This window comes from Microbacterium sp. Cr-K20 (assembly GCF_000708325.1).
In the GTDB taxonomy this organism is placed as follows: domain Bacteria; phylum Actinomycetota; class Actinomycetes; order Actinomycetales; family Microbacteriaceae; genus Microbacterium.
This window is the reverse complement of the sequence record NZ_JARE01000047.1, coordinates 286047-311850: the sequence shown is the minus strand read 5'-3', so window position 1 is coordinate 311850 and position 25804 is coordinate 286047. Positions and strand designations below refer to the sequence as shown.

The 25804-nt window shown below is 67.8% G+C and carries 24 protein-coding genes and 1 tRNA gene; 6 read left to right on the top strand and 19 right to left on the bottom strand.

The genetic code is table 11. The annotated features are described in order from the left end of the window. Positions 1–3 precede the first annotated feature (3 nt). Positions 4–387, top strand: coding sequence for an RNA polymerase-binding protein RbpA (locus GZ67_RS0109680; RefSeq protein WP_029263398.1), 384 nt, complete (start codon positions 4–6; stop codon positions 385–387). Here the strand turns inward: GZ67_RS0109680 and lnt are convergent. From lnt to GZ67_RS0109635, 9 genes are read right to left on the bottom strand one after another with little or no spacing between them, the layout of a single operon-like run. Further along, entirely contained in the window at positions 362–1918 is a 1557-nt protein-coding gene (lnt, locus tag GZ67_RS0109675; protein ID WP_136025878.1) for an apolipoprotein N-acyltransferase, read from the bottom strand. The two genes, GZ67_RS0109680 and lnt, sit on opposite strands and share 26 nt — an antisense overlap. Positions 1919–1920: 2 nt before the next feature. Next, positions 1921–4395, bottom strand: a complete 2475-nt coding sequence (locus GZ67_RS0109670; RefSeq protein ID WP_029263400.1) for a DEAD/DEAH box helicase — start codon at positions 4393–4395, stop codon at positions 1921–1923. Continuing rightward, on the bottom strand, positions 4392–5150 hold the full coding sequence (gene tatC / locus GZ67_RS0109665) for a twin-arginine translocase subunit TatC (protein WP_029263401.1): 759 nt from the start codon (positions 5148–5150) through the stop codon (positions 4392–4394). Before tatC ends, GZ67_RS0109670 begins: the two co-directional genes overlap by 4 nt. A gap of 56 nt (positions 5151–5206) precedes the next feature. Further along, positions 5207–5443: a twin-arginine translocase TatA/TatE family subunit gene (gene tatA / locus GZ67_RS0109660; protein WP_029263402.1), complete on the bottom strand. Its 237-nt coding sequence runs from the start codon at positions 5441–5443 to the stop codon at positions 5207–5209. Positions 5444–5487: 44 nt separating this feature from the next. Beyond that, positions 5488–6471 carry a helix-turn-helix transcriptional regulator gene (locus GZ67_RS0109655; protein ID WP_029263403.1) on the bottom strand — a complete coding sequence of 328 codons (984 nt, stop codon included), beginning with the start codon at positions 6469–6471 and terminating at the stop codon, positions 5488–5490. Continuing rightward, positions 6468–7460 carry a helix-turn-helix transcriptional regulator gene (locus tag GZ67_RS0109650; RefSeq protein WP_029263404.1) on the bottom strand — a complete coding sequence of 331 codons (993 nt, stop codon included), beginning with the start codon at positions 7458–7460 and terminating at the stop codon, positions 6468–6470. Before GZ67_RS0109650 ends, GZ67_RS0109655 begins: the two co-directional genes overlap by 4 nt. Then, the gene (locus tag GZ67_RS0109645) at positions 7460–8392 is read right to left on the bottom strand and encodes a hypothetical protein (RefSeq protein WP_029263405.1); all 933 of its coding nucleotides are present in this window, start codon (positions 8390–8392) and stop codon (positions 7460–7462) included. Before GZ67_RS0109645 ends, GZ67_RS0109650 begins: the two co-directional genes overlap by 1 nt. Positions 8393–8402: 10 nt before the next feature. Further along, complete coding sequence (locus GZ67_RS0109640; protein WP_029263406.1) at positions 8403–9422, bottom strand: tRNA (adenine-N1)-methyltransferase; 1020 nt, start codon at positions 9420–9422, stop codon at positions 8403–8405. Beyond that, complete coding sequence (locus tag GZ67_RS0109635) at positions 9419–10111, bottom strand: HAD family hydrolase (RefSeq protein ID WP_374956806.1); 693 nt, start codon at positions 10109–10111, stop codon at positions 9419–9421. The genes GZ67_RS0109640 and GZ67_RS0109635 overlap by 4 nt, the downstream gene beginning before the upstream one ends. An 81-nt stretch (positions 10112–10192) precedes the next feature. On the opposite strand from GZ67_RS0109635, the gene GZ67_RS0109630 reads away from it, so the two are divergent. Next, positions 10193–11041: a PAC2 family protein gene (locus GZ67_RS0109630; RefSeq protein WP_029263408.1), complete on the top strand. Its 849-nt coding sequence runs from the start codon at positions 10193–10195 to the stop codon at positions 11039–11041. A 7-nt stretch (positions 11042–11048) separates the two neighbouring features. Here the strand turns inward: GZ67_RS0109630 and GZ67_RS0109625 are convergent, their stop codons facing one another. Together GZ67_RS0109625 and GZ67_RS0109620 are read right to left on the bottom strand one after the other, a co-directional pair. Further along, positions 11049–11873, bottom strand: coding sequence for an undecaprenyl-diphosphate phosphatase (locus tag GZ67_RS0109625; RefSeq protein ID WP_029263409.1), 825 nt, complete (start codon positions 11871–11873; stop codon positions 11049–11051). 41 nt (positions 11874–11914) lie between these two features. Beyond that, positions 11915–13210, bottom strand: coding sequence for a M20/M25/M40 family metallo-hydrolase (locus GZ67_RS0109620; protein ID WP_029263410.1), 1296 nt, complete (start codon positions 13208–13210; stop codon positions 11915–11917). Between the two features lie 112 nt (positions 13211–13322). Here GZ67_RS0109620 and GZ67_RS0109615 point away from each other — a divergent pair. Then, positions 13323–13405: transfer RNA gene (locus GZ67_RS0109615), tRNA-Leu, on the top strand. A gap of 108 nt (positions 13406–13513) precedes the next feature. Here the strand turns inward: GZ67_RS0109615 and GZ67_RS0109610 are convergent. Together GZ67_RS0109610 and GZ67_RS0109605 are read right to left on the bottom strand one after the other, a co-directional pair. After that, positions 13514–14611, bottom strand: coding sequence for a VIT1/CCC1 transporter family protein (locus GZ67_RS0109610; protein ID WP_029263411.1), 1098 nt, complete (start codon positions 14609–14611; stop codon positions 13514–13516). A 145-nt stretch (positions 14612–14756) separates the two neighbouring features. After that, positions 14757–16499, bottom strand: coding sequence for a DEAD/DEAH box helicase (locus GZ67_RS0109605; RefSeq protein ID WP_029263412.1), 1743 nt, complete (start codon positions 16497–16499; stop codon positions 14757–14759). Positions 16500–16647: 148 nt separating this feature from the next. Between GZ67_RS0109605 and GZ67_RS0109600 the strand changes: the two genes are divergently transcribed. Further along, the gene (locus GZ67_RS0109600) at positions 16648–17475 is read left to right on the top strand and encodes an SGNH/GDSL hydrolase family protein (protein WP_029263413.1); all 828 of its coding nucleotides are present in this window, start codon (positions 16648–16650) and stop codon (positions 17473–17475) included. Positions 17476–17482: 7 nt separating this feature from the next. Here GZ67_RS0109600 and GZ67_RS0109595 read toward each other — a convergent pair whose 3' ends face one another. Then, the gene (locus GZ67_RS0109595) at positions 17483–18283 is read right to left on the bottom strand and encodes a TrmH family RNA methyltransferase (RefSeq protein ID WP_029263414.1); all 801 of its coding nucleotides are present in this window, start codon (positions 18281–18283) and stop codon (positions 17483–17485) included. A 115-nt stretch (positions 18284–18398) separates the two neighbouring features. Here GZ67_RS0109595 and GZ67_RS0109590 point away from each other — a divergent pair, with 115 nt between their 5' ends. After that, positions 18399–19238 carry a Sir2 family NAD-dependent protein deacetylase gene (locus GZ67_RS0109590; RefSeq protein ID WP_029263415.1) on the top strand — a complete coding sequence of 280 codons (840 nt, stop codon included), beginning with the start codon at positions 18399–18401 and terminating at the stop codon, positions 19236–19238. Then, positions 19235–19822, top strand: coding sequence for a histidine phosphatase family protein (locus GZ67_RS0109585; protein ID WP_029263416.1), 588 nt, complete (start codon positions 19235–19237; stop codon positions 19820–19822). The genes GZ67_RS0109590 and GZ67_RS0109585 overlap by 4 nt, the downstream gene beginning before the upstream one ends. Here GZ67_RS0109585 and GZ67_RS0109580 read toward each other — a convergent pair whose 3' ends face one another. Genes GZ67_RS0109580 through GZ67_RS0109560 form a run of 5 tightly spaced genes read right to left on the bottom strand, consistent with a single transcriptional unit; the run spans position 19823 to position 25788 of the window. Then, the gene (locus tag GZ67_RS0109580) at positions 19823–20629 is read right to left on the bottom strand and encodes an HpcH/HpaI aldolase/citrate lyase family protein (RefSeq protein ID WP_029263417.1); all 807 of its coding nucleotides are present in this window, start codon (positions 20627–20629) and stop codon (positions 19823–19825) included. It abuts the gene before it with no gap. Further along, positions 20626–21114: a MaoC family dehydratase gene (locus tag GZ67_RS0109575; protein ID WP_029263418.1), complete on the bottom strand. Its 489-nt coding sequence runs from the start codon at positions 21112–21114 to the stop codon at positions 20626–20628. Before GZ67_RS0109575 ends, GZ67_RS0109580 begins: the two co-directional genes overlap by 4 nt. A gap of 41 nt (positions 21115–21155) precedes the next feature. After that, complete coding sequence (locus GZ67_RS0109570) at positions 21156–22304, bottom strand: acyl-CoA dehydrogenase family protein (protein ID WP_029263419.1); 1149 nt, start codon at positions 22302–22304, stop codon at positions 21156–21158. A 2-nt stretch (positions 22305–22306) separates the two neighbouring features. Further along, positions 22307–24229: an acetyl/propionyl/methylcrotonyl-CoA carboxylase subunit alpha gene (locus GZ67_RS0109565; RefSeq protein WP_029263420.1), complete on the bottom strand. Its 1923-nt coding sequence runs from the start codon at positions 24227–24229 to the stop codon at positions 22307–22309. Positions 24230–24234: 5 nt separating this feature from the next. After that, a complete protein-coding gene (locus GZ67_RS0109560; RefSeq protein ID WP_051662449.1) occupies positions 24235–25788 on the bottom strand; it encodes a carboxyl transferase domain-containing protein in 1554 nt (517 codons plus the stop codon). Positions 25789–25804 lie beyond the last annotated feature (16 nt).

Genomic DNA, 25804 nt, shown 5'->3' with positions numbered 1-25804 from the left:
AAAATGGCAGATCGCAGCCTGCGCGGCATCCGACTCGGCGCCCAGAGCCTACAGAGCGAAGAGGGCGTCGTTTTCATGGAGCGCCGTGAGACCACCTACACCTGTGACACCTGCGGCCACGTCACGAACCTGATGTTCGCGGCCGACGCCGAACCGCCCCAGACCTGGGAATGCCGCGCCTGCGGTGCCGAAGCACGCCTGAACGTCGACGGCCAGGCCGTGACGCTCGAAGCGAGCGATGAGAAGGCCGCTCGCACCCACTGGGACATGCTCATGGAGCGCCGTACCCGTGCGGAGCTCGAAGAGTTGCTGGAAGAGCGACTCGCCTTCATCCGCGCCCGCCGCGGCGCCGGAGAAGACCCTACCCGCGAGAAGATCGGGGCGTAGTGCCCCGGGCGCGCCACCACCCGAGGAGAAGCGCGCCCAGACCGCCCCACAGCAGGAACTGCTGAATCCAGGGGCCCAGGACAACCCCCGCCGTGAGGCCGGAACGAAGCTCGACATCTTCGAGCAGCGCTCCGGCCTTTCCTGCATCCAGGCTGGCCATGGTCGATCCATCGGATCTGATGACCTGACTGGTACCGACGGTCGACACGTTCACGACACTGCGACCTGTCTCGATGGCGCGCATCCGGGCGAAGGACAGCTGCTGCAGATTCTCGTCGGTGCCTCGGAAGTCGGCATTGTTGGTCTGGAAGACCAACACCTCGGCGCCGTCGTTCAGCCCTTCCCGGATCACGTCGTCGTAGATGACGTCGAAGCAGATGGCGAGCCCGATCGCGACGCCGTCGACCTCGACGATCGGCGGGTTCGACCCCGGCGTGTACTCCCGCTGGATGAGGCCGATCAAGTCGGGGGCCAGGGCGTTGAAGAACGCTCGGTCGGGCACGTATTCGCCGAAGGGAACGGGGTGTCGTTTGTCGTGCGTCTGCGTGGCCGTGCCGTCGGCGGTCCACAGCATCGAGGTGTTGAAGTAGAGATCGTCCCGCGCGGTCGCCGCATTCGCGAGCAGCGGCGCATCGATCCGGTTCGATACGAGAGTCATCCTCCGGGCGATCGCCGCGTTCTCGAAGGGGTCGGCGTCCAGAGAACCCTCCGGCCACACGACGAGATCGACATCCTCCCCGTAGAGCGGTACCGTCGCGTCGGTCTGCGCCTGGATCACCGAGAACGGCTCGCGTTCGTCGAAATACCCGGTCGGTCCGTTGCCCTGAACCGCGGCGATCCTCATCGACCCCGACGACATGGTTGGGAACAGCGGAGTGAAGAGCAGGACCACGACCAGCACCGCCGGTACCAGCAAGACGAGCGGACGACGCCACCCGCGCGTGCGGACGAGCTCGATCAGCATCGCGACCAGCAGCACCATCAGGAAACTGAGACCGCTCACCCCGAGCCATGAGGAGATTGGCGCGAGGGGGCTCTCGGCCTGGCTCATCCCGATCCGCGCCCAGGGGAAGCCGCCGTACGGCCAGGAGCCGACGAAGAGCTCACGCCCGACCCACAGGGCCGCGACGACCATCGGAAGCCCCAGGACACGCCCTGCAGCGCCGGGGAACGCACGGGGCAGCCATCTGTAGGCGAGTGCGATGGGCACGAGCGCGATGGCGGTGAGACCGCCTTCCACGACGCTGAGCGCCGCCCACGGAATCGGCCCGAGGTAGCGAGACGTCCAGGAGACCAGTAGAGCGAAGAAGAGGATGCCGTAGACCAGACCGACCAGAAGTGCGCCGCCGAACCGTCTGCCGATCAGCGCCACGAGCACAAGAGCTGTGGCGGGGAATGCGAGAGCCCATACTGCGGCGCCCGGATAGGCGAGGTTCATCAGCAGTGCCCCGAGCGCGGCTGTGGGCACCGCTGCCCACAGGGGCAGCAGCGCGCGCTCGGGCGCAGCGGCGTTCGCGGACGTCGTCGCCATCATCACATCGACGAATAGGCGACGATGCCGCGGCGCACACCGTCGAGGGCACTGCGTGCGGTGCGAGCGACAGCCGCATCCTCGGCCACGATGGACAGCTGATCGAGGAGGTCGATCGTCTGCTTCGCCCAGCGCACGAAGTCTCCCGCGGCCATGTCGGCGTCGATCAGCACCCGGTCGAGCATGCCGCCGCGAGCCCAGGCATGCATCGCGCCGGCGAGCCCGGCGGCGAGCGGTTCGCTGCCCGGCAGGCGATGATCCTGTTCGAGGTCGTCGAGTTCGGCCCAGAGCGTCGTCGTCTTCTCCCAGGCCGTGCGGAATGCTCCACGCGGGAGACCCCGCTCCCCCGAGTTCACCTCGTCACGGCGCGGTTCGTACACGAGGCAGCACGCCATCGCCGCGAGTGAGGGGGCATCGAGGCCCGCCCAGAGTCCCTGGCGCAGCGACTCTGCGACGAGGAGATCTCGCTCACCGTAGATCCGGCGCATCGTGCGCCCGGCTTCCGTCAACGTGGTCTCGCCATCGACTTCCGTGAGGTAGTCCAGAGTCTCGAGTACCTCGACGACCCGATCGAACACGCGCGCCACCGTCCCGGTTCGGGTCTCGATCTGACGCCGGATCCGATCGGTCTGGCGCTTGAGCTTCCAGTAGCGTTCCGCCCAGCGCGCGTGTGCTTCCCGATCCGGGCAGCGATGGCAGGGGTGGCGCTGCATCTGCGTGCGCAGCGTCTGGATGCGTTTCATCCGTTTGTCACGCGACGCCCGCGGCGCCTGGGAATCCTGACGATTCTTCTTCTCGAGATCGCTGAGCTCCCGGCGAATGGCGGCGTACTCGGGGAAGTCGCCGTGCTCGCAGGCCATCGAGCTCTGGTATCCCGCCAGCGACGCTTCAGCTTCTCGCACCTGGCGCGCCAGTCCGACGACGGCGCGATCCGCCTGGAACTGCGCGAACGACGACTCGAGGATCTCACGAGCCCTGGCCTTGCCGAACATGTCGATCAGGTTCACGGCCATGTTGTAGGTGGGGCGGAAACTCGAGTTCAACGGGTACGTGCGGCGCGACGCCAGCGCGGCGACGGCCTGTGGGTCCATGCCTTCGGTCCACTGCACGACCGCATGACCTTCGACGTCGATCCCCCGCCTTCCGGCGCGACCGGTGAGCTGGGTGTACTCCCCCGAGGTGATCGCGACCCGGGCCTCGCCGTTGAACTTCTCCATCTTCTCGAGCACGACGGTGCGGGCGGGCATGTTGATGCCGAGCGCCAGAGTCTCCGTCGCGAAGACGACCTTCACGAGTTTGCGTCGGTACAGCTCCTCGACGACTTCCTTGAACGCCGGCAGCAGACCCGCGTGGTGCGAGGCGACGCCGCGCTCGAGGTTGTCCAGCCACTCCCAGTAGCCGAGCACGTCGAGGTCTTCGTCCTGGAGAGTCCGGGTGCGGTCCTCAACGAGCGCACGGATCTCCGCGCGTTCCTCGGCGGACGTCAGCCGAACCCCGGCGCGCCGCACCTGCTGCACTGCGGCGTCGCACCCCACGCGACTGAAGATGAAGAAGATGGCGGGGAGGAGGTTCGCTCTCTCCAGGAGGTGTACGACTTCCGGACGATCCATCCGCTCGATCCGGCGGGCGTTGGCGGCGCGCACGGGCCGTCGTCCACCCCGCGGCGGACGCTTCGCCTGTCGCCCGGCATGGCGGTCACTGCGGTACGACTGCACCTGCCGGTTGTTGTCGTAGTTCGACCCGGTCGACGAGCGGATGCGCATCAGCTCCTGGTTCACCTGTGCGGTCGCGATGCCCGCACGATCGTCGAAGAGCGGAAGCAGGTCATCGCGGACGAGGACGTGCTGCTCCAGCGGCACGGGCCTGATCTCGGAGACGATGACGTCGGTCTCGCCGCGCACCGTGTCGAGCCAGTCGCCGAACTCCTCAGCATTGGAGACCGTGGCGCTCAGTGACACCAATCGCACCCGCTGAGGCAGGTGGATGATGACCTCTTCCCACACCGCGCCGCGGAAACGATCTGCGAGGTAGTGGACTTCGTCCATGATCACGTAGCGCAGGTCGCGGAGCGCGGCGGAGTCGGCGTAGATCATGTTGCGGAGGACCTCGGTGGTCATCACCACGATCCGCGCGTTGCCGTTGATGTTGGTGTCACCGGTGAGCAGACCGACCTGATCCGCTCCGTACACCTCGACCAACTCACGGAACTTCTGGTTCGAGAGCGCCTTCATCGGCGTGGTGTAGAACGCCTTGTCGCTCGGGGTCCGCATCGCGAGATGGATCGCGAACTCGCCGACGATCGTCTTGCCAGCCCCCGTCGGTGCGGCCACCAGCACACTGCGGCCGTTCTCCAGAGCATGGCATCCCGCGACCTGGAACGGATCGAGCTCGAACTTCTGCAGTGCCGCGAACGCCGAGGTCTCCGGGTGCTCCGCTGCCTGCTGCGCCTGCGCGTACCTATCGGACGGCGAACTCATACCGCGTCCGGCAACAGCCCGGTCGCTTCGTCGCGCTTGCGTTTGCGCCGGTCGAACAGCAGAGAAAGGCCGGCGGCAGCGAAGAAGAGGACGATCAGGATCCCCGCGAGCATCAGCATGCTGACCACGTCGGCGGCCGGGGTCGCGAGCGCGGCGAACACCGTCGCGATGATGATGGCGATGCGCCAGCCCTTGAGGATCGCCCGGCCCGACATGACCCCGGCGAGGTTCAGCGCGACGAGGAACACCGGCAGGACGAACGAGACGCCGATGACGATCATCAGCTTGAAGACGAAGTCGTAGTACTCCTGCGCGTAGTAGAAGTTGGTCGCACCGTCGGGCGTGAAACTCCACATGAGTTCGATCACGTGCGGCATGATCATCACGCCCAGGTAGCACCCCGCGAAGAACAGCGGGACGGCAGCAACCACGAAGCCGACTGTGTACTTGATCTCCTTGCGGGTCAGGCCGGGCATGATGAAAGCCCACACCTGCCACAGCCAGACCGGCGCCGAGATGAAGAGGCCGATCGAGAAGGCGATCCGCATGCGCATGTCGAACGCGGCAGTCACCGTACCGAAGTTGAGCGCGCTGAAGTCATCACCGCGTTTCTCGGTGATGATGCGGATGGGCTCCGTGATGAAGTGGATGACCGGGTCGGCGACGATGAACGCCACGACCATGCCCACGACCAGAGCGAGCGCCGCGTACATCAGACGCTTGCGCAATTCGACGAGATGCGCGCCCAGCGACATCCGCCGATCCCGATCCGCCTTCGGCATCACGGTCGGTTCGATGGCTGCCACGGCCGTCAGGCGCGAGGCGGAGTCTCAGGGTCTGCGCCCGAGTCCTTGACCGACGTGGGGTCGGCGACGGTCGAGTCGGCGCGAGGCGCGTCCTCTTCCTTCATCGCCTTCATCTCACCCTTGAAGACGCGGGCGGACTGGCCCATGCTCTTCGCCAGCGCCGGCAGCTTGGCGGCACCGAACAGAAGGAGGATGACGGCGAGCACGATCAGAAGGTGCCAGCCTTGCATTCCAGCGAACATGTAAGGATTCCCGTCGTCGATGAGCGTTCGGTTCAGTCTACAGATCAATGCTCGGCATCGGGGCGGCGATACAGCGCGAGTCCCGACGCGGCCCAGTCCCGCGTGGCGGATCGGGCGATACCCGGCTCCAACACCTCCATCGCGCCGCCGAATCGCCCGGCGAGCCTCTTGACGCCGCGCGGATCGGCGAGGTGGAGCGTGGTGGTCACCGCCCCGTCGACCACGTCGGGTTGCCCGGTGGGAACGAAGCCGCTCAAAAGGGGGGCGAGGCGCTCCGGCACACGCACGGTGACCTCGCGCTCGTCGTCGAGACCGGCGAAAGCCTCGGGAACGTGTTCACCGCCGTGGGTGATCGGGATGTCGGTGAGGGTCGGTGCGCTGACGCGGTCGAGATGGAACGTCCTCATCGCCTGCCGCATATGGCACCACCCCTGCAGATACCACTGGCCGTTCGTGATGAGGATCTGCATCGGGTCGACCGTTCTGGTCGTCGGCGCGGCATCCGGAGCCTGATAGGTGAAGGCGATCGCGACGCCCTCGTGCAGCCCCCGAGCGACGGCTTCGCGCACCTCGTCGACGGCGCTCGGCGCGACGACCACCTCGGCGGGAGCATCCGCGGCACCGCGGGACAGCTTCGAGATGAGCCCGGCGACGAGCCCAGAGTCCGAGACGGCCGGAACCGCTGCGACCATCTGCAGTCCGGCGAGGAGCGCCGCCGCCTCACGGGCGGTGAAGCGCGGAACTCGACGCAGGGCCACGTCGTTGGTGATCTCGATGACGTCCTCGAGGTCGAGCAGATCCCAGTTGATGTCGAACATCTCCTGCGGCTGCTGCCAATAACCGGATTCCCCGGGGAGTCCGATCACCGTCAGCTTCTCGACCATGCCGCGCATCTCCTGCGGCGTCACGCCGAATTCCCCTGCGGCTTCGGTGAGAGACACCTGGCCGTGCTCGAGCAGGTACGGCACAAGAGTGAGGTAGAGGCGGACGCGGTCGGCTGCGAGCAACGGCTTGGACTTCGCGCTCATGACGCCTCCGCCTGATCGGTGTGCGATTCGACGACCGCTCGCAGCCGCTCGATGACCGCATCGCGCAACGCGACCGGTTCGACCACCCGCACCTCGGGTCCGTAGGAGGCGAGCTCATCGGCGAAGATGTGCAGGTCGACGAACGGGACGCGGATTCCCTGCGGCGCCGACGTCGCACGACGCCCGAGCCGCAGTGCTGCCTCGGTGCCGGGCGTCACCTCCAGCAGAGCCGAGTTCGCAGCCGCCACGCGCTCCAGGCCGGAGAGCGCCCGCTCCCCCGCTCCGTCACGGAGCGCGGAGTCGAAGGTCGTGGGGCTCACCTTGACGGCGCCCACGATGCGACTGAGCAGGAACGTCCTGTCCTCCTCGACGTCCACGTCGATGCCGAACACGTGCCACCGGGCCTCGTAGTCGACCAGTGCCAACGGACGGATCCGCCGCCGCCGAGGCGCATCCTCCCCGGGCTTCAGATAATCGAAGGCGACGACGCGGCACCGCTCGATCGCATCCTGGAGCGGCGCGAAGGCGGCGTCGCGGGCGGTGATGCGCGGCGCGAAGCCGATGATCGGCTCGTCCCCGTCGATGCCCAGGGCACGGATCTTGCGGACGCCCGATTGCGCGTCGCCAGAGACGGACTCCGCGCTCCAGACGCTCCCGGCCAGCTGCAACACGGCCATTTCTGCGGCGGAGAACTCGATGTCACCGGGAAGGTCGTATTCCGCTTGCGGAATACGGTAGCGGGCTTCTCGGAGGTCGTTCGGATCAGCCGCGTCTCCGATCGTCTCGATCGGCACGCCGAGGGTGCGCAACTCGTCTTTGTCCCGCTCGAACATCTTCTCCAGCGCGTCGGAGCGCGTGCCCGCATCCGCTCGCTGCCGATATCCGGAGACGTTGTCGAGGATCTGCTGCTTGGTCAGCCCGATCTCCGTGGCCATCAGCGCCACGACGAGATTCGTCAGGCGCTCTTCCGCGGGGATCCGACTGGCCATCACTGCGTCGGCGCCGTGACTGCGCCCAGGATGTCGACGACGTACGCCACGGCAGGACCGGCGTCACCTGCCGGGGTCACGACGAGGATCTGCGAGCCCACGGTCTCGCCGACGAGCGCCTCTGCGACGGTCGGTGCCGAGGTCGAGAGATCACCGGTCGGTCCCTGGCCCCACGTGCTGTTGATGACCTTCTTGTCATCCCAGCCCACAGCCATCACGTTCAGGAGGGGGATCTGGCCCGCTTCGACCTCATCACCGTCGCCCTTGATGAGGGTCTGGACAACCTGCTCCGTGGGTGCGGCGCTATCCGGAATGATGACGCCCGGCGTGCCATCAGGAGCGCGCACCACGGTCGGCATGCCCTTCGCGTCGTTGAATTGCAGGGAACCCTCGGCGCGGGAGAGGAACACATCGACCACGTCGATGACGAACACCGCGTTGTCGTCGGCCGCGAGACCGAACCCTTCGAGGTTGTTGGCACCGAAGTCTTCCGGGGTGAGTGCGGCGACGATCCGGGACCCTTCCGTCGCGCACTCGAACACCGACTCGAGCCCGGGCGACTGCGTCGCCCAGTAGTCGGCCGTGGAGACCTGCCCCTTGGACTCGTCGTATGAGGTCGAGTAGACCTGCTTGCCGGTCTCACCGCTGAAGATCGAGAGCTCCACCACGAGAGCCTGCGCGTTGTCGAGGATCTTCCGGCCGTCGCCCACCGTCGTGTCGGCGAAAGCGGTCTCCTTGAGGTGCAGCGGGCTGAACACGCTCACGTCCGGCGTCGACCCGACGTCGCCTTCCACGGTCACGGCGTCACGGATCTCGTTCGATCCGGCCCCGCGATCACACGCGACGCCGCCATCGGGTGCCGCGGCGGTGCAGCCGGTCAGAGCGAGGACGGCAAGGCTGAGGGAGGCCAGAACGGCGGACGTTTTACGCACGCGCTCCAGTCTATTCCGTCGCGTGCCCTGAATCGCGCGACGCCGCAGCAAGGCGTGCCCCCTCGGCAGCCTTCTCGGCCTCCCGCGCCCGCTTGCGCAGGTTCTTGTCACTGATCTCCCGGTCGCCCACGGCTCCAGGGGTCCATGCCTCGACATCCTCGTCGCCGTAGCTGCTCTTGGAAGCGCGTCGCTTTACCGAAGGCGCGACGGCGCCCGGCGCGAGTCGTCGCGCCGTCAGCAGGAACCCGGTGTGAGCGACCATGCGGTGATCCGGACGCACGGCGAGCCCCTCGACATGCCACCCGCGGACCATCGTCTCGGAGGCATCCGGCTCGGTGAAGAGCCCGGTGCCTCGGATGTACTCCGCGACACGCGACAGCTGCGTCGCCGTGGCCACGTAGCAGAGGACAACACCGCCGGGGGTGAGCGCATCGGCGACGGCATCCATGCACTCCCAGGGAGCGAGCATGTCCAGTACCACCCGGTCGACGGTGCCGGCCGGCACCTCATTCGGGAGCGACTCGACGAGGTCGCCCACGACGACGCGCCAGGTGTCGGGGTGTTCGCCGAAGAACGTCTCGACGTTGCCGCGGGCGACGTCGGCGAAGTCCTCGCGGCGTTCGAACGAGATCAGGTTTCCCACCGGGCCGACGGCCCGCAGGAGCGAAAGGGAGAGCGCCCCGGATCCGACCCCGGCCTCGACGACCGTCGCTCCGGGGAAGATGTCGGCCTGCATCACGATCTGCGCCGCATCTTTCGGGTACACGATCGCTGCACCGCGGGGCATCGACATCGCGAAGTCCCTCAGCAGGGGACGGAGCGCCAGGTAGTCGTGTCCGGAGCTGTTGGCCACGACGGAGCCGTCGGGAAGGCCGATCAGGTCACGATGGCGCAGCACGCCCTGGTGCGTGTGCAGCTCCCCGTCCTCGCGGAGCGTCACCGTGTGCAGGCGGCCCTTCGGACCGGTCAGCTGCACTCGATCGCCTGGTCGGAAAGGACCACTCGGCCTCGGTACGCGGCTCTCGGTCATCGGGGTGCTCCTGTCCGGGCGTTGATGCTGTCGAAGAGATCGGTGAGGTCGCCGGTATTCCTTCCGGCGAGCGTCGTCCACAGCTCGTGCGCCCCGAGGTGGTCGAGCGGCACGATGTGCGGCACGGCGAGCGTCAGCGCGCCCGAGGCGAGTCCGGCGCGGACGCCGGTCGGCGAATCCTCGATGACGATCACATCGGCGATGTCGACGTCGAGGAGGGCCGCTGCCTGCAGGTAGGGCTCCGGGTGCGGCTTCGGGTTGTCCACATCGTCCCCGGCCACGACGAGGTCGAACGCCTCGAAGTCGATCAGATCGACGACGCTCAGCGCCATCCTCCGCAGGGACATCGTCACGAGACCCGTCGGAATTCCCGCGCTCCGAAGGTCGCTCAGGAGTTCGCGAGCTCCCGGGCGGAACGGCACGCCACTGGTGCGGAGCGAATCCTGCACGGCGTCGGTCAAATGGTCGACGATCGCCTGGGCCTCCATCGTGACGCCGGCCCCCTGGAGGATCACCGCGCTGTCGAGCAGGCCGCTTCCGACGAGCTGCAGCGCATCCTCGTGACTCCACGATCCGCCGAAGGATTCGACCAGCGCCGTCTCGGCCGCCATCCAATAGGGTTCGGTGTCGACGAGTGTTCCATCCATGTCCCACAGGACCGCGCTGGGCTTTCTGCTCACTGAACCCATGCTAGCCGGGGTACCGCCCGCATCCCGCCGTCGCGGACTAGCCTGGAAGGATCTCGTCCACGATCTCGAAGGGAGCACACGATGGATGTTCTCGGTCAGCGCATCGTCATCGCCGCCTTCGACGGCTGGAACGATGCGGGTGAAGCGGCGAGTGGCGCCATCGAGGCGCTGCGGGCTTCATCGGAGTACGACCTCGTGCACTCCGTCGATCCCGAGCTGTACTTCGATTACCAGTACACGCGACCGTCGAGCCGGATGGACGCCGAGGGGCGACGTCGACTGACATGGCCGGAGGCCGGGCTGTGGCGTCCCCGCGATCCGGGGCCGGGACCCGAGTTCTGGCTGCTCACCGGCGCGGAGCCCGCGCGAACCTGGCAGGCGTTCGCCTCGGAGTTCATCGACGTGGCTCTGCGCGATGACATCACCGGACTCGTCACCCTCGGCGCGATGCTCTCGGACGTCCCCCACACCCGGCCGATCTCGATCTTCGCCTCCAGCCAGAACGAGCAGGTGCGGGAAGCTCACGACCTCGAGCGCTCGCTCTACGAGGGCCCTGTCGGCATCCTTTCCGTCATCGAGCACTTCGCCGAGAACGCGGGGATCCCCACCGCCAGCCTATGGGCCAGCGTGCCGCATTACGTCGCGTCGGCGACGCCCTCGCCGAAGGTGACTCTCGCCCTGCTCGACCGGCTCGAGGAGCTGACCGGTGCCGACGTGGATCGCCAGACGCTGCGCACCGAGGCCGCGGCCTGGGAGGCTTCGATCGATGCGGCCGCGTCGGAGGACGAAGACATGGCCGAGTACATCCGTCAGCTCGAGCGCACGCGCGACACGTGGGACTCCCCCGAGGCGTCCGGCGATGCGATCGCGCAGGCATTCGAGCGGTATCTCCGCCGTCGCGATGACGGTCCAGGAGACCGCAAGCGCTGAGTCCGGGTCAGGCCGCGATCACACCGGTACCGAGTAGGACCAGGAGCACGGTGCCGAGCAGGATCCGGTAGATCACGAACGGCAGGAAGCTGCGCTTCGAGATCCAGTTCATGAAGAACGCGATGACGCCGAGCGCCACCACGAACGCGATGCCCGTCGCCGCGAGCGTGTCGCCGAACGAGAAGAACGACGGCTCGTCCCAGCTCTTGAACACCTGGTAGAAGCCACTGCCGAACACCGCGGGGATCGCGAGCAGGAAGGCGTAGCGGGCGGCAGCGGCGCGCTCGTAACCGAGGAAGAGCCCCATCGTGATGGTGCCGCCCGAGCGGGAGACGCCCGGGATCAGCGCCAGTGCCTGCGCGAATCCGAAGGCGATGCCGTGCGGGTACGTGAGGTCGTTCAACTTCCGGCGCTTCGCCCCCACGTGGTCGGCGACACCGAGCAGGATGCCGAAGACGATGAGCATGATCGCGACGATCCACATCGAGCGGAGCACAGTCTCGATCTGGTCCTGGAAGAGCAGCCCGAGCACCACGATCGGGATGCTGCCGATGATGATCATCCAGCCCATCCGTGCATCGGGATCATTGCGCGGCGCCTTGCCGACGAGTGAGCGGAACCACTGGCCGATAATGCGGACGATGTCGCGCCAGAAGAACACGACGACCGCGGCCTCGGTACCGATCTGAGTGATCGCGGTGAACGCCGCACCCGGGTCCTCGCCCGACGGGAGGAACGTGCCGAGGATGCGGAGGTGGGCGCTGGAGGAGATCGGGAGGAACTCGGTGAGTCCCTGGACGATACCCAGGATCAATGCTTCGAGCAGGTGCATGGAGAGGCTTTCGGTGTCAGACGGCACGGAGCGGGCGGCGCTCAGTACGTGCGCAGCAGATCGGCCAGCACCCGCTGGCCGAAGACAAGCGATTCTACGGGTACTCGTTCATCGACTCCGTGGAACATGCCTGTGAAGTCCAAGTCGGCGGGGAGCTTCAACGGCGCGAAGCCGTACCCGGTGATGCCCAGGTAGGCCAGCGCCTTGTTGTCGGTGCCGGCGCCCAGGAGGTAGGGGATCACCGGCACGCCGGGGTCATGCCGTCCGATGCTGGCGACCATCGCCTCGACGAGTTCGCCCTCGAACGGTGTCTCCATGCCGATGTCACGGACGACCGTCTGAATCTCGATGTCGTCACCGACGATCTGCTGCAACTCGGCGAGCACATCGTCTTCGGTCCCGGGGATGACGCGGACATCAATGAGTGCCTCGGCACGCTCCGGGATCACGTTGTGCTTGTATCCAGCAGTCAGAGCCGTGGGATTCGTGGTGGTCCGGAACGACGACCTCAGGAACGCCTCCGCGGGGCCAGCGGCAGCGGCGAGGGCATCGGGGTCGTCGGCACTGCGCCCGCTCAATGCGCTGAGTCCCTCCAGCAGTGCCGTGGTCGTCGGCGTCAGACGGATCGGCCAGCGTGTGCGCCCGATCGCCGCGACCGCCTCCGAGAGCTTCGTCACGGCATTGTCATCGTGCAGGCGGCTGCCGTGACCCGCACGACCCTTCGCCACCAGGCGGATCCAGATCAGCGCCTTCTCGCCGACCTGCAGCAGGTACGCACGCCGATCGTCCACGGTGATCGAGTAGCCCCCGACCTCGCTGATCGCGGCCGTGGCTCCTTCGAACCACTCCGGACGATTCTGGACGACGAGAGCCGAACCTTCGACGCCCCCGTTCTCTTCGTCGGCGAAGAACGCCAGGATGAGGTCGCGCTCCGGCTGCTCCCCCGCCCGCAGGATCTCGGCGACGGAGGTGAGGATCATCGCGTTCATGTTCTTCATGTCCACGGCGCCGCGTCCCCACAGCATGCCGTCCTGGACGAGGCCGGCGAACGGATCGACGCTCCAGTCGTCGGCCATCGCGGGCACGACGTCGAGATGTCCATGCACGACGAGTGCGGGTTTGGTCCGATCGCGGCCCGGAACACGGGCCATCACGTTGGTACGGCGCTCGATCGGCTCGTAGTACTCGACCTCCAGCCCGAGCTCCTCGAGGTAGGCGCCCACGTACTCCGCAGCCTCACGCTCGCCCTTCGCATTCCCTCCACCGAAGTTGGATGTGTCGAAGCGGATGAGGTCGCTGGCGATGCGCACGACCTCGGGAAGAGAGGGATCGGTCATGTGCTCCAGGCTATCGAAACGGCGAGCCACGCCCGGGCGTACCGCTCGGTTCGAGAGGCCGCGGGGAACGTGGTAATGTCATTCTTCGGTCGGCAACGATCATCCAAAACCTGCGCGGGTGGCGGAATGGTAGACGCGCTACGTTGAGGTCGTAGTGCCCGTAAGGGCGTGGGGGTTCAAGTCCCCCTCCGCGCACAGGTACAAGAAGGCCCCGGATCCCACAGATCCGGGGCCTTCTTCGTTGCCTGCCGTCGGACCTGCGGAGCCGGCTCCCTGACCGGCCCCGCAGCACGCGCCCCGGACTCAGACGGCCCCGACGCCGAACACCAGGCCCAGAACATAGGTGATCGCGGCGGCGCCGAACCCGATCGCGAGCTGACGGAGGGCCCGACGCAGGGGCGGGCCGCCGGAGAGCACGCCGACCATCGCGCCGGTGCTCAGCAGTGCGACGCCGACCAGGACCAGGGCGACGATGATCGCGGCCGTGCCGTGGAGCCCGAAGATCCAGGGCAGGACCGGGATGATCGCGCCTGAGGCGAACAGAAGGAAGCTCGAGATCGCCGCCGTCCAATCGCTTCCGACGATCTCGTGATCGCCTCCAGCCTGGATGTTCACAGGCCCGGTCGCCGCACGGCTGACGCCCGCCTGCGCCGCCGCGACGATCCGTCGCGCGCGCGACAGCGATTCCTCCTGATCCATGCCACGCGCCCGATACACGAGCGCGAGTTCGTTCTCGTCGATGTCGAGGTCGCCGGCTGCAGCATGAGCGTCCTCATTCGCCTCTGTCGCGGCCAGCAGCTCGCGCTGCGAACGCACCGACACGAACTCCCCCGCCCCCATCGACAGCGCGCCGGCCAGGAGCCCGGCGATGCCGCTGAAGAGGACGAATCCGGAACTGACCCCGGTCGCACCGATGCCGAGCACCAGCGCGAGGTTGCTCACGAGACCGTCGTTGGCGCCGAAGACGGCGGCGCGGAACGACCCGGAGAGCCGCCTCCGCCCCCGCGCGGCGAGTCCGCGGACGACCTCGTAGTGCACCTTCTCGTCGGCGCGCATCGCCGGGGTCGCGTACTGCTCGGAATCGTAGGGCGAGCGCGCCTCGGCGCTCTGCGCGAGCGCGAGCACGAAGATGGACCCGAAGCGGCCCGCCATCCAACCGAGCAGCCGGGAGCGGAAGCCGGCGCGCGGCAACCGTGCGGGCTCGGCCCCGAGAAGGTCGAGCCAGTGCTGCTCGTGGCGGCGCTCGGCGTCGGCGAGCCTCAGGAGGATCTCCCGCTCCTCCCCCGTGCGGCGTGCCGCGAGCTTCTGATACACGGCGCCCTCGGCGCGTTCCTCGACGAGGTAGCGGGCCCATCGCTTGCGATCAGCAGGGGTCGGGTCGGCGGCAGCAGGCGCTGTCATGGATCCTCCAGGTGTCCGGTGCCCGATGCGAGGGCAACCGTTCAACGCTAGCCTCGGAGGCTCGACGCGACCGCGCTCAGACGCGGATTGACAGCATTTCGGGGATCCGAAGCACGGCCGCCGAACAAGGCCGGCAGACGATCGCTCAGGAGCGTACGCGCTTGCGCAGGACCTCGATACGCGACTGCAGCTGTGTCACGGTCGCCTGCGCCACCGCCGGTCCGCCGCAGATACGTCGGAGCTCGGCATGCACCGCTCCGTGCGGCTCGCCTCTCTGCCGGGCATAGAGGCCCACCAGACTGTTCAGGAGCTGACGCTGCTCCTTGAGGGTGCGATGGAGAGGCGGCGGAAGCGTCGTCGTCTCCGTCGGCCCGGTGGACGCCTCGCGCGCCTCTCTCAACCGGGACTGACGCGACTGGCGCTGCATGAGCAGCTCGTGCACGTGCTCGGGTTCGAGAAGACCCGGGAAACCGATGAACTCCTCCTCCTCAGGGGTGCCGGGCTCAGCCAGCTGGCCGAACTCCTGGCCCTCGAAGACGACGCGGTCGAAGTGCGCGACCGAGGAGAGCGCCTGGTAGCTGAACTCCTGCGTCAACGCATCCGAGGTCTCCTCTTCGCGGTTGGCGCTTTCGAGCAGGGAGTCGTCGAGTCCGTCTTCTTCCTTGGACTGGCGGTCGAGCGCATGGTCTCGCTGCTTGTCCATCTCGTTCGCCAGACCCATGAGCACGGGCACCTGTGGCAGGAACACGCTGGCGGCCTCGCCCCGACGACGGGCCCGCACGAATCGGCCGATCGCCTGTGCGAAGAAGAGTGGGGTGGACGACGACGTCGCGTACACACCGACCGCGAGTCGCGGTACGTCGACGCCCTCCGACACCATGCGGACCGCGACCATCCAGCGGGAGTCGTTCGCGCTGAACTTCTCGATGCGCTCCGAGGCGGTCGCGTCATCGGAGAGCACGATCGTCGGCTGCTGCCCCGTGATGCTGTGCAGGATCTTCGCGTACGCGCGCGCGACCGTCTGATCGGTGGCGAGCACGAGGCCGCCGGCGTCCGGAACATGGTGGCGGATCTCGGTGAGGCGGCGATCTGCGGCCGACAGCACGGCCGGCATCCACTCGCCTTCGGGGTCGAGCGCCGTGCGCCAGGCCTGCGACGTCACGTCCTTCGTGTTGTCCTGGCCGAGGTGCGTCTCGAGTTCATCGCCGGTGGTGGTGCGCCAGCGCATCTTGCCCGCGTACATGTGGAAGAGCACGGGGCGCACGACCCCATCGGCGAGGGCACGGCCGTAGCCGTAGTTGTAGTCGGTGCGCGAGACGCGTGCGCCGGATTCGTCGGGGTGGTACTCCACGAACGGGATCGGCGCTGTGTCGCTGCGGAACGGCGTTCCGGAGAGCAGCAGTCGGCGTTTCGCGGGGCCATAGGCGTCGCGGATGGCGTCGCCCCAGCTCAGCGCGTCCCCACCGTGATGGACCTCGTCGAGCACCACGAGTGTCTTGGCGTCTTCCGTCAGATGCCGATGCACGGACGACTTCGCAGCCACCTGCGCGTAGGTGACGACGGCACCGTGGTAGTGACGTGCCGGCGCCCAGTCGCTGTTGCGGAATCGCGGGTCGAGCCGGATGTGCACGCGCGCCGCGGCATCCGCCCACTGCGTCTTGAGGTGCTCGGTCGGCGCCACCACGATGATGCGGTTCACTTCGCCGATGCGCATGAGCTCGACCGCGAGGGTGAGGGCGAAGGTGGTCTTGCCTGCACCGGGTGTCGCCGCGACGAGGAAGTCTCGCTGATCGGCTTCGAAGTACTGTTCCAGCGCCTCCTGTTGCCAGGCGCGCAGCTTGCTTGCGGTTCCCCAAGGGGCACGCTGGGGAAAGGACGGAGAGAGCATCGACTCCACGATAATCGGTGCTGCGGACACTGGCGCACGTGCCGCGCTTCTCGCGCGCGCCCCTCCCTCGGGCCGGCGCGTGCGGGTAGGCTCGGTCACTGCGCTGCGGCCACCGCCGCCTCGGCAGACGTTCGCGAAGGAGAGCTGGATGACCGACCAGGATTCGACTCGGACCCCGTACATCCCCAACGAGACCGCACACCCGTGGCGACGTTTCGTCGCCGTCGGAGACTCGTTCACGGAGGGCATCGGAGACCCGGATCCGGCGCACCCCGGCAGCCACCGCGGCTGGGCCGATCGGGTGGCTGAGGTCCTCGCCGCTCAGGTGGACGACTTCGCCTACGCGAATCTCGCCGTCCGCGGGAAGCTCATCGCGCAGATCGTCGCCGAGCAGATCGAACCGGCCGTCGCGCTGCGTCCCGACCTCATCTCGATCTGTGCCGGGGGCAACGATGTGATCCGCCCTGGCACCGACCCCGACGCCATCGCGAGTCAGCTCGAGGATGCCGTGGCGCGGCTGTCATCGACGGGAGCGGCCGTCCTCCTGTTCACGGGCATCGACACCGGTTTCACGCCGGTTTTCCGCGCCTTCCGCGGAAAGGTGGCCATCTACAACGAGAACATCCGCGCGATCGCCGAGCGCCACGACTGCATCGTCGCGGACCAGTGGGCGCTCAAGGTCGTGCAGGACATGCGGTTCTTCGACGACGACCGGTTGCACTACAACGCGCTCGGCCACCACGAGGTCGCACGCATGGCGCTCCGTGCCCTGAACGTCCCGAACGACCTCGAGGCCATGCAGCCCGAGCCGTACCCGCTGCGGACCTGGCGCGAGGCCCGATCCGAAGACCTCGGGTGGGCGCGCGAGCACCTGATGCCCTGGGTGCTTCGTCGACTGCGGCACCAGTCGTCGGGCGACAACCTGGCCGCGAAGCGCCCTGAGCCCTCGCCGATCATCCTTCCGCCGCGGGACTGACCTGGGGTCAGCCCTTCACCGCCCACAGCGCCACGGCTGCTGCAGAGGCGACGTTGAGAGAGTCGACACCACCGGACATCGGAATCGTGACGACGGTGTCGGCACTGTCGATCACCGTGCGGGAGAGACCGTCGCCCTCCGAGCCCATGACGAGGGCGACGCGCTCGGGGCGGTCGGCGACGTAGGCGTCGAGTGTCACCGCATCGTCGCGCAGAGCCAGCGCTGCGATGTCGAAATGCGCGGCATGGAGGTCTTCGACGGCTGTATCCCAATCGGTGATCCGCGTCCACGGGACCTGGAAGACCGTCCCCATGCTTACGCGCACGCTGCGTCGGTACAGCGGGTCCGCTCCCCCGGGCGACACCAGCACGGCGTCTGCCCCGAGACCGGCTGCCGCACGGAACGCGGCACCGACGTTCGTGTGATCGCCGATGTTCTCGAGGATGAGCACGACGGAGGCGCCGTCGATCACGTCTCGAACCGTCGGCAGCTCCGGGCGGTGCATCGACGCGATCGTTCCACGGTGCACGGCGAAACCGGTCACCGATTCCGCCACATCGTCAGGGACGACGTACACGGGCACGTCGAGATCGCCGACGATTCCACGGATGTCCTCCACGCGGCGCTCCTGCACCAGCACAGAGCGCGGACGATGCCCGGCTGCCACCGCACGGGCGATGACCTTCGTCGACTCCGCGATGTACAGCCCGCCCACCGGTTCACGGATGGTGCGCAGCGCCGTGTCGGTGAGCCCGCGGTAGTCGTCGAGGCGCGGATCGTCGGCATCGGTCACAGGCACCAGTCGCATGCGTCCCACTCTGCCACTGCTCGCACCCCCGCTCCGACGCACCGTGCGCCGTCGACGAGCTGCTCGCTGAGTCCGTCGCATCTCGCCACGCCGTAGACTCGCTCGAGGAGGTCCTGTGAGCGTCTCGAACACCGCCGAGCTGTCGGCCGCCATCGCCCACGCCGCCGAGCTGCTGCGTGACAGGCGCATCGCCCTCTTGACAGGCGCCGGCATCTCCACTGACTCGGGGATACCCGCGTACCGCGGAGAGGGCGCCAGAACCCGCAGCGACCCGATGACGATCCAGACCTACTTGGGCGACGAGGTGGCACGACGACGTTATTGGGTCGGTGGCCACCTCGGCTGGCGTGCTTTCGCGCGAGCAGAGCCCAACGCCGGTCACCTCGCGGTCGCACAGCTCGAGACTGCCGGGAACGTCTCGGGCGTCATCACCCAGAACGTCGACGGACTCCATCTGCGCGCCGGGAGTTCGCACGTGATCGAGGTGCACGGCACGATGCGTCGCGTCTTCTGCCTGCAGTGCGGCCAGGTCTTCGATCGCCGTGACATCGCGGTGCAGATCGAGGAGCGAAACCCCTGGATCACCATTCCGGAGAATGTGGCACTCGCCCCAGACGGCGACGTCCTCCCCGAATCCACCGAGGGGTTCATCGTCCCGGTGTGCACGGTGTGCGGCGGGATGCTGAAACCCGATGTCGTCTTCTTCGGAGAGTATGTCCCGCTGGACCGCTTCCGTGCGGCAGAGTCGCTGCTTCGCTCCAGCTCCGCCCTCATCGTCGCCGGCTCCTCGCTCGTCGTGAACTCCGGCGTGCGGCTGGTCGAGCGGGCCCGACGCCGCAACATCCCTCTGATCATCGTCAACCGCGAGCCGACGCGTGCGGATGCCTGGGCCGATGTCACCATCGCCGCAGGCACCAGCGACGTGCTCCCCGCACTCCAGGAACTTCTCTCGTGACCCACCTCACCCTCATCCGCCATGGCCAGACCGATTGGAACCTCGCTCGACGAATCCAGGGTTCGACCGACATCCCGCTGAACGAGACCGGGCGAGAAGACGCGCGGAGGGCAGCCGAGACCCTCGCCGCCAGCACGCATCACGCGGTGTACACCAGTCCGCTGCTGCGCGCCAAGGAGACGGCCGAGATCATCGCCGACAGGCTCGGACTCGAGGTGGTCGGTGTCATTCCCGACATCCGGGAGCGCGAGTTCGGCGACGGCGAAGGCATGCTCGTCGAGGACTACATCTCGACGTACGGCGACTGGCACGCCGAGGTTCCGGGCGCGGAGTCCTTGGAGCAGGTCGGCGAGCGTGCCATCGCTGCGCTCCACGCGATCGCCCGTGAAGCGCGGCGCCGCTCGGCCCCGCAAGCGGAATCGGTGCTCGTGGTGGCACACGGCGGCGTCATCCGCGCTGTGATCGATCATGTCTCCGGCGGGACGCTTCCCCGCGACGGGGAGGTCCTGCGCAACGGGTCCGCACACCGCTTCGTGGCGGCACCCGGTTACCTTCGACTCCTCGAGGAGTCGAAGGTCCTCTGATCAGCTGACGCGGGTGACGACCGATCGCGCGTGCCGAAGCACCGGTTCGTCGATCATCCGTCCCTCGAAGCGGAACACGCCGCGTTCCGTGGCCGCAGCCGCGAGCACCGCCCGCGCCCAGGTCACCGCACCGTCGTCCGGCCGATACGCGGCCCTGATCGCCGACACCTGGTTCGGATGGATGCAGGCGGTGGCATGGAACCCCGAGGCCGCAGCGTCCATCGCCTCGCGTTGCAGCCCCTCGGCGTCGTCGATGTCGATGTGCACCGCGTCGATGGCCGCCTTGCCGTGGGCGCCGGACTCGAGGAGGACACGAGCACGGGCATAGCGGGCGATATCCCGATAGCCGCCCTCAGCATTCCGCGACGAGGTTCCGCCGAGAGACGCCACGAGATCCTCTGCGCCCCACATCACCGCGGTGACCAGGGGGTGCGCGGCGATCCGGTCGGCCGCATGGATGCCGCGCGCGGTCTCGCACAGGGCGATCAGCGAGTACCGCTCGTCGAACGCATCGAGACACTCGGCGCTCTCCGTCTTCGCCACCATCACCGTGCGGAAGTCCGTCTCGGCGAGTGCGTCGAGGTCGGCCGTGAACGCTTCGGTGCCCGGAGCGTTCACGCGCACGATAACCCGCTCGGCGTCGATGTCCGCATCGATCACGTTCCGGCGCGCCACGGCCTTCGCCTCCGGGAGTACGGCATCTTCGAGGTCGAGGATGATCGCGTCCGCCCGGTCCTGAGCCTTGCGGAAGCGCTCCGGACGGTCCGCGGGGCAGAACAGCAGGGCCGGTCCGAGTTCGAAAGTCACTTCGCGACTCCTTCCGGGAGGCAGTGGACGAGAACCGACCTCACTGCGGTCGCCACGACCGTCTCGTCCTGATTGCGTCCGGTGTGGGCGATCTTCACGATGCCCTGACCCGGGCGTGAGGACGACAGCCGTTTGTCGACGATGACGCTCTCGGTATAGAGGGTGTCACCGGCGAACAGCGGGTGCGGGAAGACGATGTCGCCGAACCCGAGCTGTGCGACCAGCGTGCCCTGCGTCAGCTGCGCGACCGAGGCGCCGACCATCGTCGACAGCGTCCACATCGAATTCATGAGCCGCGCACGGAACGGGTCCTGCGCATCGGCGAACGCCGCATCGAGGTGCAGCGCCTGCGTGTTCATGGTGAGCGTCGTGAACAGCACGTTGTCGGCCTCGGTCGCCGTGCGGCCGGGGCGGTGCAGGTAGCGGGCGTCGAGCACGAACTCCTCGTAGTACAAACCCCTCTGAAGGATGTCGTGGGTGGTCACTTCGACTCCGTTCGTCGCTCAGTACGGCGCATGGGGCCACGCTACCCGGCGAGTCCGAGTCCGCGCGCGATGACGAGGAGCTGCACCTCGGTCGTCCCCTCGCCGATCTCGAGGATCTTCGAGTCGCGGTAGTGGCGAGCGACCGGGAATTCGTTCATGAACCCGTTTCCCCCGAAGATCTGGGTGGCGTCCCTCGCATTGTCCATCGCGGCCTCCCCGCCCACGAGCTTGGCGATCGCTGCGGCCTCCGCGAACGGCTTCCCCGCATCCCGCAGTCGCGCCGCGTGACGCCAGGCGAGCCGCGCGGTGTGAACGCGCGCCCGCATACGGGCCAGGGTGAACTGAGCATTCTGGCGTGTGCTCAGCGCTGCGCCGAAGATCGTCCGGCTCTTCGCGTATTCGACCGCCGCCTCCAGACACCCCTCGGCCGCGCCGGTGGAGAGGGCGGCGATCGCGATGCGACCCTCGTCGAGGATGCTGAGGAAGCTCCGGAAGCCGCTCCCCCGCTCCCCCAGCAGGTTCGTCGCCGGAACCCGCGCTCCGTCGAACGTCAACGGGTGGGTGTCCGAGGCGTTCCACCCGACCTTGTCGTAAGGAGCTTCGACCGTGAACCCGGGAGTGCCGTTCGGGACGATGATCGTGGAGATCTCCTTGCGCCCGTTCTCGTTCCCGGTCACCGCAGTGACCGTGACGAAGCGGGTGATTGGAGTTCCCGAGTTGGTGATGAACTGCTTGGAGCCGTCGATCACCCACTCATCGCCCTCCAAACGCGCGGTCGTCCTGGTCGCGCCAGCGTCGCTTCCGGCTTCCGGCTCGGTCAGGCCGAAGCCCGCCAGCGCGCGCCCCGCGAGCAGATCGGGAAGCAGCTCCTGCCGCTGTTCCTCGGTGCCGAAGCGGTAGATCGGCATGGCACCGAGGCTCACTCCTGCTTCGAGTGTGATCGCGATCGACTGGTCCACCCGCCCCAGGGCCTCGATCGCGATGCCCAGCGCCATGTAGTCACCGCCCTGACCTCCGTACTGCTCGGGGAACGGCAGGCCGAACAGGCCGAGGTCACCCATCTGCGAGACGACCTCCATCGACAGCGTGTGCGTGCGGTCGGCCTCGTACGACTGCGGTGCGACCACCGTCTCGGCGAATTCGCGCACCATCGCGGCGAGCTCGCGCTCCTCCTCTGACAGGTCTTCCATGTTCAGCTCTCCTCTGTCGTCACGCGGGCGACCGGTTGGTCGCGCCGCACCTGATCGCCCACCGCGACCAGCAGATGCACCACACCGTCATGGGGTGCGAGCACCTGGTGCTCCATCTTCATCGCCTCGATCGCGACGAGCGGGTCGCCGGCCGACACCGGATCCCCGTTCGCGACGAGCACGGCCACGACGCTGCCCGGCATGGGCGCGCGCCCCTCGGGCTCGGTCGCTGCCGCCCCTGACTCGCGCTGAGCGAGACGGTGGAGCATCCTGCGCCGCCTGTCGAGCGGACGCAGACGCACCGTGCGGCCGCTCTCGGACACCCAGACCGCGCCATCTCCGTCCATCGCCGCGTGCACCGCCCCGTTCGGGGCGGATACGTCCGCTGCACCGAGTTCAACCACTTCGTCGTCATCCGTGAGGGCCGCGAACGTCGCCTCCGGCACGGCCGCGGCACCCAACCGCCACCCCGGACGATCCCGCCAGAGCGCGCTCGTCCGCAGCGGTTCGCCTGCTCCGGTCGCCGACATCTTCCTCGCCGCAGCCAGCTGAGCGGGAGACGGGCGCTCCGCTTTCCAGGGCAGCAGCGTCTCGATGAGCCCGGTGTCGAGATCGCCCGCGACCACACGCTCGTGACGGCAGAGGGTCCGCAGGAAGGCCACGTTGGTGTCGACCCCGAGCACCACCATGCGTGCGAGAGCCTCATCGAGCCGTGCCAGGGCGGCTCCACGATCGTCAGCGAACGCGATCACTTTCGCGATCATGGGGTCGTAGAACCCAGTCACCTCACTCCCCGTCTCGACGGCGGAATCCACGCGCACGCCGGGCGGCGGATCGAACAGGAGGATCGTGCCCGTCGAGGGCAGGAAACCGCGCTCGGGGGACTCCGCATACACACGCGCTTCGACGGCGTGCCCTCGCAGTCGCGGCGTGACGTCCAGCGGAAGCCCGTCGGCCGCACGGAGTTGAAGCGCCACCAGGTCCAGACCGGTGACCTCTTCGGTGACGGGATGTTCCACCTGAAGGCGTGTGTTCATCTCGATGAAGAAGGCCTCGTCCGGCGCGTCGGCGTCGATGAGGAACTCGACCGTGCCCGCGCCGACGTACTGGACGCTCTCCGCCGCCAGTACGGCCGCCGAGAGCAGCCGCTCCCTCGTATGTGCGGGGATGCCAGCCGACGGTGCCTCCTCGATGACCTTCTGATGACGACGCTGCAGCGTGCACTCGCGCTCGCCGAGGGCGATGACCGTTCCGTGGGCATCGCCGAAGACCTGCACCTCGATGTGCCGTGGGCGACGGATCAGGCGCTCCAGGATGAGCGAGTCATCTCCGAAGGCGGCTGACGCGACCCGACGAGCCGAGGCGAGCGCTCCGCGCAGCCCCGCAGCGTCGGAGACGATCTCCATGCCCTTTCCTCCGCCACCTGCACTGGGCTTGACCAGCAACGGGTAGCCGACGTTCTCCGCCTCCTCGGCGATCTCGAGGTCGGAGAGGCCTTTGGCGTCGAAGCCCGGAACGACAGGCACGCCGTAGCGCAGCACATGCTCGCGGGCGCGGGCCTTGTCTCCCATGATCTGCAGAGCGTCGACGGAGGGGCCGATGAAGACGACGCCGCTCTCGGCGCAGGCCTCGGCGAGACCGACACTCTCGGAGAGGAACCCGTAGCCGGGATGGATCGCCTGTGCACCGGTGCTGCGGGCCGCGGCGATCACCGCATCGATGTCGAGGTAGGACTCGACGGCGGGCGCGGGACCGATCCGCACCGCCAGATCCGCTTCGCGTACGTGGGGCGCGGACGCATCCGCATCGCTGTACACGGCGACGCTGCGGATCCCGAGGGTGCGGAGAGTGCGGATGACTCGACGGGCGATCTCGCCACGATTGGCGACGAGGACGGTGTGGAAGGAAACGGTCGGTGATGACATGGCACTCACATCCGGAAGACGCCGAAGCGCGGTTCGGGCAGCGGACTGCGGGCGACGACGTCGAGCGCGAGCCCGAGCAAGTCGCGGGTCTGCGCGGGATCGACGATGCCGTCGTCCCACAGCCGTGCCGTGGCGTAATAGGGCTCCCCCTGGCGCTCGTACTGCTCACGGATCGGCGCTTCGAACTCGCCGCGCTCCTCGGCGCTCCACGACTCGCCTCGAGCGGACAGTTGATCCTCCTTCACCGTGGCGAGCACTGATGCGGCCTGCGTTCCGCCCATCACAGAGATGCGGCTCGCAGGCCAGGTCCAGAGGAACCGCGGTGAGTACGCCCGTCCGCACATCGAGTAGTTGCCCGCCCCGAACGAACCACCGATGATGACGGTGAGTTTCGGCACCCTCGTACTCGCCACGGCCGTGACCATCTTCGCGCCGTCCTTGGCGATGCCGCCTGCCTCGGCATCGGAGCCCACCATGAACCCCGTGATGTTCTGCAGGAACAGCAGTGGTATCCCCCGTTGATCGCACAGTTCGATGAAGTGCGCTCCCTTGAGTGCGGATTCGCTGAACAGCACGCCGTTGTTCGCCACGATACCCACCGGATGCCCATGGAGTCGGGCGAACCCCGTGACCAGGGTCGTGCCGTACTCGGGCTTGAACTCGAGGAACGTGTCGCCGTCGACGAGGCGCGAGATGACCTCACGCACGTCGTACGCGGCGTTCACGTCGACGGGAACGGCATCGTACAGGCTTGACGGCTCAGCGGGCGGGCGGCTGCTCAGGACCTCCCAGGCGGGTGCCGCGGGCGGCGGAAGAGTGGCGACGATGTCGCGCAGGATCTCGAGCGCGTGCTCGTCGTCCTCCGCGAGATGGTCGACGACACCGCTACGCCGTGCGTGCAGCTCGCCCCCGCCGAGTTCTTCGGCGGTCACGACCTCGCCGATCGCTGCCTTCACCAGCGGCGGCCCGCCGAGGAAGATCGTTCCCTGACCGCGCACGATGACCGTCTCGTCGCTCATGGCAGGCACGTAGGCGCCTCCTGCGGTGCAGGAGCCCAGGACCGCGGCAAGCTGCGGAATCCCCTCGGCCGACATCCGCGCCTGATTGAAGAAGATCCGCCCGAAGTGCTCGCGATCGGGGAACACCTCGTCCTGTTTCGGCAGGAACGCTCCCCCCGAATCGACCAGGTACAGGCACGGCAGCCTGTTCTCGAGCGCGATCTCCTGGGCGCGCAGGTGCTTCTTGACCGTAAGGGGAAAGTACGTGCCACCCTTCACCGTCGCGTCGTTGCAGATCACCATGACGTGGCGACCGTGAACGAGTCCGATGCCGGCGATGACTCCGGCGCCTGGAGCGTCTCCCCCGTACAGACCATCGGCGGCGAGCGGGGCGACCTCGAGAAACGGGCTGCTCTCGTCGAGCACTCGCGCGACGCGATCTCGGGGCAACAGCTTGCCCCGAGACACATGGCGTTCACGGGATGCGGTCGGGCCCCCGCGCGCGGCTGCCATGAGGCGCTCGCGCAGCTCCTGCGCCAGGGACTCCTGCGTTGCGGGCATCGTGATGTCCTCCTCG

Excerpts from the sequence above, each read along its gene's own strand:
- GZ67_RS0109680 (WP_029263398.1), top strand. The coding sequence starts at position 4 with ATGGCAGATCGCAGCCTGCGCGGCATCCGACTCGGCGCCCAGAGCCTA.
- lnt (WP_136025878.1), bottom strand. The coding sequence starts at position 1,918 with ATGGCGACGACGTCCGCGAACGCCGCTGCGCCCGAGCGCGCGCTGCTG.
- GZ67_RS0109670 (WP_029263400.1), bottom strand. The coding sequence starts at position 4,395 with ATGAGTTCGCCGTCCGATAGGTACGCGCAGGCGCAGCAGGCAGCGGAG.
- tatC (WP_029263401.1), bottom strand. The coding sequence starts at position 5,150 with ATGTCGCTGGGCGCGCATCTCGTCGAATTGCGCAAGCGTCTGATGTAC.
- tatA (WP_029263402.1), bottom strand. The coding sequence starts at position 5,443 with ATGTTCGCTGGAATGCAAGGCTGGCACCTTCTGATCGTGCTCGCCGTC.
- GZ67_RS0109655 (WP_029263403.1), bottom strand. The coding sequence starts at position 6,471 with ATGAGCGCGAAGTCCAAGCCGTTGCTCGCAGCCGACCGCGTCCGCCTC.
- GZ67_RS0109650 (WP_029263404.1), bottom strand. The coding sequence starts at position 7,460 with ATGGCCAGTCGGATCCCCGCGGAAGAGCGCCTGACGAATCTCGTCGTG.
- GZ67_RS0109640 (WP_029263406.1), bottom strand. The coding sequence starts at position 9,422 with ATGACCGAGAGCCGCGTACCGAGGCCGAGTGGTCCTTTCCGACCAGGC.
- GZ67_RS0109635 (WP_374956806.1), bottom strand. The coding sequence starts at position 10,111 with ATGGGTTCAGTGAGCAGAAAGCCCAGCGCGGTCCTGTGGGACATGGAT.
- GZ67_RS0109630 (WP_029263408.1), top strand. The coding sequence starts at position 10,193 with ATGGATGTTCTCGGTCAGCGCATCGTCATCGCCGCCTTCGACGGCTGG.
- GZ67_RS0109625 (WP_029263409.1), bottom strand. The coding sequence starts at position 11,873 with ATGCACCTGCTCGAAGCATTGATCCTGGGTATCGTCCAGGGACTCACC.
- GZ67_RS0109620 (WP_029263410.1), bottom strand. The coding sequence starts at position 13,210 with ATGACCGATCCCTCTCTTCCCGAGGTCGTGCGCATCGCCAGCGACCTC.
- GZ67_RS0109610 (WP_029263411.1), bottom strand. The coding sequence starts at position 14,611 with ATGACAGCGCCTGCTGCCGCCGACCCGACCCCTGCTGATCGCAAGCGA.
- GZ67_RS0109605 (WP_029263412.1), bottom strand. The coding sequence starts at position 16,499 with ATGCTCTCTCCGTCCTTTCCCCAGCGTGCCCCTTGGGGAACCGCAAGC.
- GZ67_RS0109600 (WP_029263413.1), top strand. The coding sequence starts at position 16,648 with ATGACCGACCAGGATTCGACTCGGACCCCGTACATCCCCAACGAGACC.
- GZ67_RS0109595 (WP_029263414.1), bottom strand. The coding sequence starts at position 18,283 with ATGCGACTGGTGCCTGTGACCGATGCCGACGATCCGCGCCTCGACGAC.
- GZ67_RS0109570 (WP_029263419.1), bottom strand. The coding sequence starts at position 22,304 with ATGGAAGACCTGTCAGAGGAGGAGCGCGAGCTCGCCGCGATGGTGCGC.
- GZ67_RS0109565 (WP_029263420.1), bottom strand. The coding sequence starts at position 24,229 with ATGTCATCACCGACCGTTTCCTTCCACACCGTCCTCGTCGCCAATCGT.
- GZ67_RS0109560 (WP_051662449.1), bottom strand. The coding sequence starts at position 25,788 with ATGCCCGCAACGCAGGAGTCCCTGGCGCAGGAGCTGCGCGAGCGCCTC.